The sequence below is a fragment of the Clostridium sp. YIM B02506 genome, from assembly GCF_022324845.1.
Classification (GTDB): Bacteria; Bacillota; Clostridia; order Clostridiales; family Clostridiaceae; genus Clostridium_T; species Clostridium_T intestinale.
In genome coordinates this window covers 165,353-178,022 of record NZ_JAKGTG010000002.1, presented here as the reverse complement: position 1 = coordinate 178,022, position 12,670 = coordinate 165,353, and the positions used below count along the sequence as shown (strand labels likewise).

Annotated in this window: 16 protein-coding genes; all 16 read left to right on the top strand. The window is 30.6% G+C overall.

The window, feature by feature from the left end; translation table 11 throughout:
• The first annotated feature begins 143 nt into the window (after nucleotides 1–143).
• The 16 genes from L1S49_RS02710 to L1S49_RS02635 all read left to right on the top strand — a co-directional run bounded on the left by L1S49_RS02710 (nucleotide 144) and on the right by L1S49_RS02635 (nucleotide 12,668).
• Nucleotides 144–656, top strand: coding sequence for a GNAT family N-acetyltransferase (locus L1S49_RS02710; protein ID WP_238902454.1), 513 nt, complete (start codon nucleotides 144–146; stop codon nucleotides 654–656).
• Nucleotides 657–740: 84 nt separating this feature from the next.
• Nucleotides 741–962, top strand: coding sequence for a DUF1659 domain-containing protein (locus tag L1S49_RS02705; protein ID WP_073022459.1), 222 nt, complete (start codon nucleotides 741–743; stop codon nucleotides 960–962).
• Between the two features lie 204 nt (nucleotides 963–1,166).
• On the top strand, nucleotides 1,167–1,766 hold the full coding sequence (locus tag L1S49_RS02700) for a sigma-70 family RNA polymerase sigma factor (protein WP_238902453.1): 600 nt from the start codon (nucleotides 1,167–1,169) through the stop codon (nucleotides 1,764–1,766).
• Nucleotides 1,767–1,865: 99 nt separating this feature from the next.
• Entirely contained in the window at nucleotides 1,866–2,195 is a 330-nt protein-coding gene (locus L1S49_RS02695; protein WP_073022457.1) for a hypothetical protein, read from the top strand.
• A gap of 12 nt (nucleotides 2,196–2,207) precedes the next feature.
• Complete coding sequence (locus L1S49_RS02690; protein WP_238902452.1) at nucleotides 2,208–2,549, top strand: hypothetical protein; 342 nt, start codon at nucleotides 2,208–2,210, stop codon at nucleotides 2,547–2,549.
• Nucleotides 2,550–2,670: 121 nt separating this feature from the next.
• Complete coding sequence (locus L1S49_RS02685; RefSeq protein ID WP_238902451.1) at nucleotides 2,671–3,351, top strand: DinB family protein; 681 nt, start codon at nucleotides 2,671–2,673, stop codon at nucleotides 3,349–3,351.
• Nucleotides 3,352–3,363: 12 nt separating this feature from the next.
• Nucleotides 3,364–3,888 carry a nitroreductase family protein gene (locus L1S49_RS02680; RefSeq protein WP_238902450.1) on the top strand — a complete coding sequence of 175 codons (525 nt, stop codon included), beginning with the start codon at nucleotides 3,364–3,366 and terminating at the stop codon, nucleotides 3,886–3,888.
• 214 nt (nucleotides 3,889–4,102) lie between these two features.
• Nucleotides 4,103–5,083 carry an aldo/keto reductase gene (locus L1S49_RS02675; protein WP_238902449.1) on the top strand — a complete coding sequence of 327 codons (981 nt, stop codon included), beginning with the start codon at nucleotides 4,103–4,105 and terminating at the stop codon, nucleotides 5,081–5,083.
• A gap of 85 nt (nucleotides 5,084–5,168) precedes the next feature.
• Entirely contained in the window at nucleotides 5,169–6,050 is an 882-nt protein-coding gene (locus L1S49_RS02670) for a LysR family transcriptional regulator (protein ID WP_238902448.1), read from the top strand.
• 178 nt (nucleotides 6,051–6,228) lie between these two features.
• Nucleotides 6,229–7,554, top strand: coding sequence for an MATE family efflux transporter (locus L1S49_RS02665; protein WP_238902447.1), 1,326 nt, complete (start codon nucleotides 6,229–6,231; stop codon nucleotides 7,552–7,554).
• Nucleotides 7,555–7,737: 183 nt separating this feature from the next.
• The gene (locus L1S49_RS02660; RefSeq protein WP_238902446.1) at nucleotides 7,738–8,937 is read left to right on the top strand and encodes an MFS transporter; all 1,200 of its coding nucleotides are present in this window, start codon (nucleotides 7,738–7,740) and stop codon (nucleotides 8,935–8,937) included.
• A gap of 100 nt (nucleotides 8,938–9,037) precedes the next feature.
• Nucleotides 9,038–9,346, top strand: a complete 309-nt coding sequence (locus L1S49_RS02655) for a PTS lactose/cellobiose transporter subunit IIA (RefSeq protein ID WP_238902445.1) — start codon at nucleotides 9,038–9,040, stop codon at nucleotides 9,344–9,346.
• A 34-nt stretch (nucleotides 9,347–9,380) separates the two neighbouring features.
• Complete coding sequence (locus L1S49_RS02650; RefSeq protein WP_238902444.1) at nucleotides 9,381–10,361, top strand: aldo/keto reductase; 981 nt, start codon at nucleotides 9,381–9,383, stop codon at nucleotides 10,359–10,361.
• Nucleotides 10,362–10,382: 21 nt separating this feature from the next.
• Nucleotides 10,383–10,769: a MerR family transcriptional regulator gene (locus tag L1S49_RS02645; RefSeq protein WP_238902443.1), complete on the top strand. Its 387-nt coding sequence runs from the start codon at nucleotides 10,383–10,385 to the stop codon at nucleotides 10,767–10,769.
• 244 nt (nucleotides 10,770–11,013) lie between these two features.
• Nucleotides 11,014–11,682 carry a cadmium resistance transporter gene (locus tag L1S49_RS02640; RefSeq protein WP_238902442.1) on the top strand — a complete coding sequence of 223 codons (669 nt, stop codon included), beginning with the start codon at nucleotides 11,014–11,016 and terminating at the stop codon, nucleotides 11,680–11,682.
• 164 nt (nucleotides 11,683–11,846) lie between these two features.
• A complete protein-coding gene (locus tag L1S49_RS02635; protein WP_238902441.1) occupies nucleotides 11,847–12,668 on the top strand; it encodes a VanW family protein in 822 nt (273 codons plus the stop codon).
• Nucleotides 12,669–12,670 lie beyond the last annotated feature (2 nt).

Here is a 12,670-nt window from a genome sequence, read left to right as displayed (position 1 = left end):
AAAATGAATAATGTAGTTTTGGAATGAGATCCAAAACTGTTAAAGCTGATAAGGTTGAGGTTTATAACTTCAACCTTATTTTTGTGTATGCTAGAATATTAATAAAAGTGATTTGAAATATATCAGAAAGAGAAGTGAATATTATGAATAACAATTTTGAAATAATAGAATTAAAAGAACTTACAAGTGAAACTCTAGAAGAACTTTCATTATTATTAATGGATGTAGTTAATTCAGGAGCTTCAGTTGGATTTTTAGCGCCATTAAGTTTAGAGGATGCAAAAGAGTATTGGAGCAAGGTTTTAAATGATGGGGTTATACTTTTTGTTGTAAAAGTTGATGGAAGGATAATTGGAACTATACAGCTACATTTATGCATGAAGCAAAATGGAAAACACAGAGCAGAAATAGCTAAACTTTTAGTGCAGCCTAATTCTAGAAGAATGGGAGTTGGAAAAGCTCTTATGGAAGCGGCAGAAAAAAGAGCAGTTGAGGAAAAAAGAAGCCTTATTACTTTAGACACAAAAGCTGGCTATATTTCTAATATGTTATATAAATCTAAGGGTTATATTGAAGCAGGAAGAATACCTAAATATGCGAAATCTACTGAAGGTGGGTTACATGATACAGTTATTTATTATAAAAATATAGAATAACTATATAGCAAAGATATGTTAAAAAGATCATAAACTCCGTACTTGATTATATAGAAAGTATTATGATTAAGGGGGAAAATAATTATGGTTGAAGCTATAGAGACGTCTTTATATTTAATAGTTAAATATAAAGCTGGGCTAGATAAGGAAGGAAAGGATATTTTTAGAAACTTAGTTTTTAGAAACATTAATCCAGATTCTTCATATGAGGACTTATATGCTGTAGGAGATAAAATAGGAAGAGCTTTAGGAACTCAGATATATAGCATTTCTAAAGAAACAACTCATGAATTAATAAATATTTAAAAATTTATAAAAAACAAAAAGCTTGAAATGTAGTGATATCCTAGTATAGGAGTCGCTGCATTTTTTTATTTACCTATATTTACCACGCAACATTGTAGGTTTTTGCATATATATAAAATTATAGACTTTATAATGTCAAAATTTATATGATTAGGGGGAAATATATATGTTAGAAATATTAACCTTAAAAAGTGGTAGCAAGATATGGATAGGTATATTTATATAGACGAGATTGTTCTTAAGTGTAAAGAGGGGGATAAGGAAGCTAAAAATTTGCTAGTACAAGAATATTATAATATGGCTAAGAATCTATCTAACCAATATATTAGAAGAAATAAAATAAATGAATATGATATTGATGAGATAATAAATGAGTGTTTATTTAAAGTAGTTTGTTCTGTAGATAGATATAAAGTAGGGGAAAAGACTTTTACTGCTTATGCAAAGGTAGTTATAATAAATCGCCTGGAGGATATAGGTAGAAGTGTTGGGGTTATATCTAAGACTCATGGTTTTGATAGTTTAATCATAGATGAAATATTTGAAAACACCCTAGAAGATAAGGGAAGCAGAGTAGAAGATAGGGTTTATAAGAAGGGGCTTTATAAATCTTTAAGTAAGGTTTTAAAGAAGTTAGATGAAGAAGAATTTGAGTTAATAGAGTTCATATTCTTCAAGAAAAAGCCTGTAATGAGATATTCGGAATATAAAAACATTCCTTATATGCACGCAATAAGATCTAGGAACAAAATTCTTAATAAGCTAAAAAGACTATTAGAGAAAGAAGGTTATACAGAAATTTAAATAAGTTAAAATGGAGATAGCTATGGATTTTATAGCTATCTCTTTTTATGAATATTATTATATTTAATACGTAAAATAAAAACGAAAGGTGTGTGAAAAATGAGAAGATTTATTAAGGTATTTCTAATTATTTTATGTTTATCTTTTAATATAGTTACAAGTAAATCTGCTTTTGCAGTTAGTAATGTATTTAAACAAGGAATTTATACTTTATCAGATCTTAATATATCAAAGTCTGGTGTATTCACTATTCAAAATGTTTCAACAGCAGATAAAATGTACTTATATATATTGGATGAAAATTTAGTTATAGTAGAATCTATACGTCTTTTACCAACTATACAAAAGCTTGATACAGTACCACTAAAATCTAGTTATACTATTTTGGTTGTTGGCAAAGGACAGGTATATCTAAGTCCTAAAGAATAAAGGAGTAATATAATGAAGAAGTGTATCGTTTTATTTTTAATTTTTTTATGTCTATTTTTTAATGTAAATTTCTCAAAGACTGTATTTGCAGTTGAAACAAGTTATAAAGAAGGCATATATAATTTAGCTGATTTTAATATTTCTGAAGGCAACATATACTCAGTTAATAACATTTCAAAAACTGACCCAGTTCTTGTACTAATTTTTGATAAGGAGTATATTCCGATTCAACATATAGAACTTGACCCTAATTCAACTAAAATAGATACAATCCCTATGAAACCAGAATATTTACTTGTGGTAACAGGTAAAGGAGAAGTAACAATTACTCCAAAACAAACCAAAACAAATTAGTCACTAAATAGAAGTATCCTAAAACTCAGAACTGAATTTTAGGATATTTTTTTGTTTAATATGAATAAATTGGAATGTGGTATAATTAGGATAATTCAATAAATAAAAGAGGGGGCTTAGTATGGATTTTAAAACTTGGAATAAACATTTAAAAGAATTGAGGGAAATAATTCTAAAAAAAGATAAAGTTGAGGAAAGTAAGGCTTTAGCTAGGATGGTACATTCTATGGTACACTCATCTTATGTATCAGGAACTGATGAGAAAACTTTTGAAGATGAACTTTTAGAAGACTTAGAGGATGAAATATTTAGAACTTCAATTAATGAAAAAGGACGTACTATAGCATATGGATTATGGCACTCTAGCAGAATTGAAGACATAACAATGAATTTATTAGTTGCAGGAGATGAGCAAGTATTTAATTCTGGAAATTGGAAAGAAAAAATAAATACTGAAGTTATTGACACTGGAAATGCTTTAAGTTCTGAAGAGATATTAGAGTTTAGCAAAAATATAAATATACAAGAGCTAAAAAACTATAGAATAGCTGTAGGTAAAAAAACAAGGACAATCATAGGAAACTTAACTAATGAAGATATGAAAAGAAAGTTTGATAAAGAAAAATTACAAAGGATTATAGATGAAGGAGCGGTTCTAGATGTGGAAGCTTCAAATTGGCTCATAGATTTCTGGGGAAGAAAAAATGTGGCAGGTATCATATTAATGCCAGCAACAAGACATAATATGGTACATATAAACGAATCTTTAAGTGCCAAAAGAAAAAGCATTTCTAAAAGATAAAGGAGGATTAACATGAATCAAACAATTAAAGATTTACTAGAAAGAAGAAGTATAAGAAAATACAAATCTGAACAGATTTCAAGTGAAGAGTTAGATATAATTCTTAAAGCAGGTAGCTATGCTCCAAGTTCTATGGGAAAGCAAAGTGCCATACTAATTGCAGTTCAAGATAAAGAGACTATTGAAGAGTTAGAAAAGTTAAATGCAAGCTTTAGCCCAAATCCTAAGAGCAAGCCTTTTTATGGAGCTCCTACTGTTGTTCTTGTATTAGGGGATAAAAACAATAAAAACAATATAAAAGATGGAAGTTTGTGCATGGGTAATATGATGAATGCAGCTCATTCATTAAACATAGGCTCTTGTTGGATTAATCGTGTTTATGAGACGTTTGAATCAGAAGAAGGAAAAGCTTTGTTAAAAAAATGGGGAGTTGATGGGGAGTATAGTGGAGTTGGAGCTTGTATTCTTGGTTATCCAGACTGTGAACTTCCTAATCCTGCTGCTAGAAAAGAAAATTATATATACTATATTAAATAAAAAGAGAGTAGAATCTATTGCACTTGTTAAATAAATTAGTGTAGTAGATTTTTTTCTTAAAAAGTCTTGACTTGGAGTTAACTCTAAATAGTAGACTAGACTTAAAAGGAATAATAAGAAGATTGTATAGTAGAAAAGAATTTGATAGAACATATAAGTGATGTTAAAAAAACTCATATTAATAATTAATTTTGTTAAAGGAGAGGATTGAAACATGGAATATATAAAGTTTGGTAACACAGGAATGGATGTATCGAGACTTTGTCTTGGAGGCATGAGTTTTGGAGATTCTGAAAAGTGGATTCATCAATGGGTTCTTAATGAGGAGAAAAGTCGTCCTATAATAAAGAAGGCTCTTGAATTAGGGATTAACTTTTTTGATACAGCTAATGTATATTCAGGGGGAACAAGTGAAGAGATTCTTGGAAGAGCCTTGAAAGATTATGCAAATAGAGATGAAATAGTTATTGCAACGAAGGTGCATGGACAGATGCATAAAGGACCAAATGGTTCAGGACTTTCTAGAAAAGCAATTATGAGTGAAATTGATAAAAGTCTTAAACGTCTAGGAACGGATTATGTAGATCTTTATATAATTCATAGATGGGATTATAATACACCAATTGAAGAGACTATGGAGGCATTACATGATGTTGTAAAGGCTGGTAAGGCAAGATACATAGGGGCTTCTTCTATGGCAGCATATCAATTTCAAAAAGCTTTGTATGTAGCTGAGAAAAATGGATGGACTAAGTTTGTATCTATGCAAAACCATTATAATCTTTTATATCGTGAAGAAGAGAGAGAAATGATGCCTCTTTGTATAGAAGAAAAAATAGCTATGACTCCATATAGTCCACTTGCAGCAGGCAGACTTACACGTGATTTGGCTGAAAAAACATATCGTTCTGAAACAGATGAAATTGCCAAGTTTAAATATGATACTACAGCAGATACTGATAGATTAGTGGTAGAAATAGTTGCAGAGCTTGCTAAAAAACGTGGTGTTCCAAGAGCTCAAATAGCACTTGCTTGGCTTCTTCATAAAGAACCTATTACAGCTCCAATAATTGGTGCAACTAAAATATCTCATCTTGAAGATGGAGTAGGGGCGTTAGATGTTAAGCTTACACCAGAAGAAATTTCATTATTAGAAGAACCATATGTGCCACATGCAGTAACCTTTGTCAAATAAATTGTATTGATGGTGCTATAGAAATGTTTTTATAGCACCTCTTTATTTTAAAATATTTATGGAAAAAATATACGGAGATTTTAATATGGAAATAAGGGTATTAAAGTATTTTTTGACAGTAGCAAGGGTAGAGAATATTACTAAAGCAGCAGAGTTATTGCATATTACTCAGCCAACATTATCACGTCAATTAATGCAATTAGAAGAAGAGCTAAGAACGCAGTTGTTTTTAAGAGGGAAGAATAAGATAACTCTTACTGAAGATGGAATGCTCCTTAAGAGAAGGGCAGAAGAGATTATTGATTTAGCTGATAAAACAGAAAGAGAGTTTAATGAACAAGATGATTTAATTGGCGGCGAGGTATTTATAGGTGCTGCTGAAATAAATTCAATGCATATATTTGCAGAAATGATTCAAGGATTCAGAGCGAAATATCCAAGGGTTAAATATAATCTTCATAGTGGTAATGCTGATGATGTAAAAGAACGAATTGATAAAGGCTTAATTGATATAGGTCTGCTTCTAGAGCCTGTAAATATTGAAAAATATGATTTTATAAGGCTTCCTCAGAAAGAAACTTGGGGACTTTTGATGAGTAAAGATAGTACTTTAGCACAAAAAGAATATATAGAAAAACAAGATTTGATTGGAATACCAATAATAAATACAAAACGTGTAATTGTTCAAAATGAGATAGAAAACTGGTTAGGAGTAGATTTTGAAAAACTAGATATAGTTGCCACATATAATCTTGTTTATAATGCAGCTATTTTGGTGGAAAAGGGGTTTGGGTATGCAATATGTCTAAAAAAATTAGTGAATATGAACGATGAAACAAAAACTTGCTTTAAACCTTTCTATCCTGAATTACAAACGGGCTGCGTTATAGCATGGAAAAAACATCAGGTTTTTTCTAAATCTACAACTAAATTTATAGAATATATTAAGAATGCTTTTAAGGCATAATTAGCAAAAGAATATATTGGTAATTCAATTAATGATAAAAGCTGTACGTGTATTTATGTACAGCTTTTATCATGCCTTTTAAGCATTGAGGGTGATGAGATATAAGCATTAGACCCTAAGCAAATAAGATGTTAAATTGTAAATTAGATATATAATTAAAAAGTTTGGGGGGAGATTTATGTTTTCAAATAAAGATCTTAAAAATTTGGTTATTCCTCTATTTATGGATCAGATTTTAATCATAACTGTTGGGATAATTGGGACTATGATGGTTTCTTATGCTGGTGTAGCAGCAGTTTCAGGTGTTTCACTAGTTGATATGATAAATATGCTATTAATTAATGTACTTGCTGCTTTAGCGACAGGTGGAGCTGTGATTGTTTCTCAGTATATTGGCAAAAAAGAAAAAGATAATGCACGTAACGCTGCTAGTCAGTTAATTACTATTACTGTAGTTATTTCTACAGGAATAATGTTATTAGTAGTTTTGTTTAATAAACCATTACTAAGCGTTCTTTTTGGAAATATAGAAGCTGATGTTATGGAGGCTGCAATTATATATTTTATTATTTCTGGATTATCCTATCCGTTTCTAGCAATTTATAATTCATGTGCTGCTTTATTTAGATCTATGGGGAATTCTCGTGTTCCTATGATTGTTTCTATAATAATGAATGTAATTAATGTTATTGGAAATGCTGTTGGAATATTTGTGTTTCATGGTGGAGTTATTGCTATAGCAGTTGCAGCATTAATTGCTCGTGGAATTGCAGCATCAATTATGATGTACAAGTCTCTAAATAAGAAAAATGATATATTTGTAAGTTTTCCTGAGATTTTTTCATGGCAAGGAAGTATGATAAAAAGAATTTTAAATATTGCAGTTCCGAATGGATTAGAGAATGGGATTGTTCAATTAGGGCGTGTTCTTTTAGTTAGTATTATTTCATTATTTGGTACAGCTCAGATTGCAGCAAATGGAATTACTAATAGTTTAGTTGGAATTTCTATAAGTTTTGCAAGTGCTATGAATTTAGCTATAGTTACAGTAGTTGGACAATGTGTTGGTGCAGGGGATTATAATCAGGCTAGTTATTATACTAAGAAACTTACAAAGGTTACTTATATTGCAACCTTAATTATAAGTTTAGCAGAGATTGCTTTACTTCCATGGATATTAAACTTATATACTTTATCCGATGAAGTAAGCAGACTGACCTATATACTTGTAATAATTCATAATGTATTTGCTATATTCTTATGGCCTCTTTCATTTACTTTTTCAAATTCTTTACGTGCAGCAGGGGATGTTCGTTACACCATGATGGTTTCAATTGGCTCTATGTTTATATTGCGTATAGCTCTTGGGTATATATTAGGAGTTGTATTTAGTATGGGGGTTATTGGTATATGGGTTGCTATGGGATTTGACTGGATGCTTCGTGCAATCATTTATATTGTGAGATATAAGAGTGGAAAATGGAAGAATTTTAAAGTAATATAAAAATAATTGTTTTTAGCTAATTGTTTTGGAGTAGATAGTGAAAATTAGATTTTGTGTACTTTGGAATCTGATTTTACTATTAAATATATAGCTTGACTTAGAGTTACTCTAAAGTGATAACTTTATTATAACGAGTTATTGTCGTAGCAATAAAATTATATTTAAAGGAGTATATGATTCATAATGGAAAAAACAATTAAAAGTACAATAAATAGCAGTTCTAAAATCTATATGTTAACATTTATAAGTTTTTTAGTTGGAATAGCACAGTTTGTTTTTGGAGGTATTCTTGATAAGGTTGCAGAATCCGTAGGAGTTTATGTATCAACAGCAGGACAACTTACCACTGCATTTTCTTTAGCTGCGGCTATCGGTACACCTATTTTTATGATGTCAACAGCAAAGATGGATAGGCGTAAGCAGCTTTTGATAGCATTAACTATTATATTTTTTGGAATGTTTTTTACTTTTTCTCTTCAAGGATTTCAGTTTTTAATGCTTTCTAGAGTATTGCTTGGTATTGGAGGAGGCGTTTATGGAGTATGTGCATTTTCTATAGTTGCAAGTATAGCTCCAGAAGGACGTAAAGCTAGATCGCTTTCTAACCTAGCAATGGGATCTAGTGCAGCTTTAGTATTTGGTGTGCCAATTGGGCGAGTTATTGCTTCACAATATGATTGGAGAATAATTTTTGGAATAACTAGTTTTTTAACTTTGATTTCTATATTCTGTGTAATGAGATTAATTCCAACAGTGGAAGGAGAAGCTCCTATTCCATTAGGAAAACAGTTGTCAATTTTAAAGAGAATCGATATATCTATGGCTTTAGGGGTAACTTTTTTAATGTTTGTTAGTTATTCTGTGGTTAATACATACATCACTCCTTTTATGAAGTCTGTGATACCTAGTATTGAGGAAAGTATAAGTATAGTTCTTTTTGCATTAGGCTTAGCAAGCTTAGTTGGGTCTAAACTTGGTGGTTTTCTAGCAGATAGGATAGGAGCAGCTCGCACATTAATTGGAGGTATTATTGTACAAGTTATTTCACTTACAATAGTTTCTCTTTTCTCTACATCAGAAATGGTTGTAGTTTTATTTTTAATAATTTGGGCAACAGCAGCTTGGACATGCGGACCTATGTTGAATTATAACTTAGTTTCAAAAGCTCCAGAGGCATCAGGAATATTACTTAGTTTAAATAGTACCTTTGTACAACTTGGTTTTGCAGTAGGAGCAGTAGTAGGTGGAATAGTTGTAGAAGGAGCTTCAATAATGGCGATTAGCTGGACTGGGATGGTTACAGTAACTATAGCAGCCTGTGTTGGGATATTTTCCTTTGGATTTATTAGGTTAGGTTCAAGTCTAGAAAAACAAGGTTCTTAATAAAATTATTTTTATAAAAGTTATTGACTTAGAGTTAACTCCAAATAGTAGACTAAATTTAAAGGGAATAACAAAAATTTGATTTTTGGAGGATTATTTAATGAGTAACGAAGAAATGATAGTTATGGATATAATAATGACTGCTGGAGAAGCTAAAGCATATATGTATGAAGCACTTTCTAAAGCAAAAGAAGGAAAGTTTGAAGAGATAGGTAATCTGATTGAAAAAGCTGAAGATGAGTTAGAAAAGGCACATAATGTACAAACTTCTTTGTTAACCAAAGAAGCGAGTGGAGAAAACGTAAATCTTTCAATGTTATTTATACATTCACAAGATCATTTAATGACTTGTATATCAGAAAAGAATTTGATAGAAGAAATAATTGAACTTAGAAGAGAAATGCAATAAGTAATAAAAACCATCTGAAAGAGAGGAACAAAAAATGGAATATGTTAAATTTGGAAACACAGGTTTAGATGTATCAAGACTTTGCCTTGGATGTATGAGTTTTGGAGTTTCAGAGCGTGGGATTGCACCTTGGTCACTTGATGAGGAGAAAAGCCGTCCTATTATTAAAAGAGCTATTGAGCTTGGGATTAACTTTTTTGATACTGCAAATGTGTACTCAGATGGGACGAGTGAAGAAATCCTTGGACGTGCACTAAAGGATTATGCAAATAGAGATGAAGTAGTTATAGCTACAAAAGTTTACTTTGAGATGCATAAAGGACCAAATGGTTCTGGGCTTTCTAGAAAAGCTATTATGAGTGAAGTTGATAAAAGTTTAAAAAGACTTGGAACTGATTATATTGATTTATATCAGATTCATAGATGGGATTACAAAACTCCGATAGAAGAGACGTTAGAAGCTTTAAATGACTTAGTTAAGTCTGGAAAAGTTAGATATATAGGGGCTTGTTCTATGAACTCATGGCAGTTTATGAAGGCTTTAAATATATCTGATAAAAATGGATGGGCTAAATTTATAAGCATGCAGAATCTTGTAAATCTTATATATAGAGAAGAAGAAAGAGAAATGCTGCCACTTTGTAAAGAAGAGAAAATTGCAGTAATGCCTTGGAGCCCACTTGCAAAGGGAAGATTGACTCGTGAATGGAATACTACAACAGAGAGATCATCTATAGACGAAGCAGGTAAAAACTTTTTCCCAGAATCTTTAGAAGCTGATAAAAAAGTGGTTGAAAGGGTTACAGAAATAGCAGTAAAAAGAGGGGTTCCAAAAGCTCAAGTAGCACTTAGCTGGGTTCTACAAAAGGAAGCTGTTGTTTCACCTATTATTGGTTCCACAAAAGTTTCTCATATTGAGGATGGAGTAGCTGCACTTTCAATTAAATTAACACAAGAAGAAATCGAGTATCTTGAAGAACCATATGTACCTCATTCAGTAGTAGGATTTAAATAATAACTTAAGGGGGAAAGGAAAATGACTATTGCAGAAGTTAGTAGAATGTTTGATCTTTCACAAGACACAATACGTTATTATGAGCGTATTGGATTGCTTCCAAGTGTAAATCGTAAGAAAAATGGGATAAGAGATTTTACTGAAGAGGATTGTAAATGGGTAGAGTTTATAAAATGTATGAGAAGGTCAGGACTTCCAATAGAAGCTTTAATTGAATATGTTAGACTATTTGGACAAGGCGATGAAACTGTTGAAGCTAGAAAAGAACTTTTAATTGAACAACGAGATTTACTTAAGTTAAAGATGGAAGAAATGAAAAGAACAGTAGAAAGATTAAGTGGTAAAATCGAAAGATATGATCAAGGCCTATATAAAAAAGAAAAATCATTAAAGAAGACAGAAAACTAAAAGAACCTCTATACAATAGTATAGGGGTTCTAAGCATTAGAGGAGATGGTATTTTTATTATAAACTTTAGTTTTAATATATTATATGTGAATAAATGGATGACGTTACCATTAAAATAAAATATAAATGCCGAAGATTAATGGATGACAGTAATTTGCATAGATGAAGGATATCATATACTTGAATTAATAGTATAATATACTTAAATAGATTAGCTGATATTTAATTATGTGGAGGATTATAAGTGATTAGTACAATAATAACTGCTCTAGTTTCATTTTTTAGCACTAATATTGATGATATTTTTATTTTAATGCTGTTTTTCTCTCAAGTTAATAAAGATATAAAAGTTAAGCATATTGTCATTGGTCAATATTTAGGAATTGGTGCTTTAACAGCAATAAGTATTGCGGGGGCATTAGGAATATCGATAATTCCACAGGAGTATGTTGGGTTACTCGGTTTAGTACCTATATATCTAGGGATAAAGGAATATATTGAGTATAAAAAAGAAATCAAGAATAACGTTGAAGAAGAGGTTCAAGATGCTGAGGAGAATATACAAGAACAAGTAGTTTTGAATCAAGAAAATAAAACCTTAGTATCTATTAGAAAGTTTATTAGTCCAAATATACTAAAGGTAGCAGGAGTAACCATTGCAAATGGTGGAGACAACATTGGTATTTATATACCTCTCTTTTCCAGTATGAAATTATATTCAATATTAATAACAGTTATAGTTTTTTTATTACTTACAGGAGTATGGTGTTTTATTGGTTTTAAATTAGCTGAACATCCTTTTGTTAATAAGAATATTGAAAAGTATAAGCATATTTTTGTTCCAATAATATTTGTAGCGTTAGGAGTTTTTATTATATTGGAAAGTGGTGCTTTAGGTTTATTTATTAAATAAATCTCATTTTTATTTAGAGAAGATTTAAAATGGTATCATTAGCTTGTATGGGAAAAGTAAATAAATTATTGTATAGAGTTTGTAATCAATATATTTGAATTAAATGATATAATTACCAGTAATAAATCTTGAGTATCTTACTTAACAAAAAGGTGGAGGGTTTTATGAGCTATATTGAGAGGAAGCCTATTAAGAGATCAAAACTTAGATTATTTTTAGGGAAATTATACTATTCGATGAAAAGGTACAAGCAATGGTATTTTAGTGGGAAAAAGTATTCAAAAAATATTGTTAGTGAGAAATCACAGTATGTTATTTTTGAACATAAAACACCATTATTAAGAAAACTTAAGAATGTAGATATGAAACTTCAACATAATAAGATAACAAATCTTAGGCTTGCGATTGAGAAACTTAATGGAATAGTAATAAAACCTGGAGAGACATTTTCTTATTGGAAGCTTATAGGAAAGGCATCTTATAAAAAGGGATATTTAGATGGACTCATGCTATGTGCAGATGGTAGCTTTAAAGCTGGAGTTGGTGGGGGGCTTTGTCAGCTTTCAAATCTAATATATTGGATGACATTACATACGTCACTAACAGTAACTGAAAGATATAGACATAGTCATGATGTATTTCCAGATAGTAATAGAACTCAGCCTTTTGGTACCGGGGCAACCTGCGCTTATAATTTTTTAGATTTACAAATATACAATAATACAGAACAGGAGTATCAATTAGTAGTTTATTTGACTGATGAACATCTAGTTGGTGAATGGAGGAGCACTGTACAATCAATTAATAAATATGAAGTGTATGAAAAGGAACATTCAATAACAGCAGGATTATTTGGAGGATATATTAGAAACAACATAATATATAGAAAAATGTATGATAATATTGGATTGGTAAAAGATGAGTATATAACTGAAAATCACGCATATATGGTGTACAATCCTTATTTGAGTGAAGGAATAAAATAATA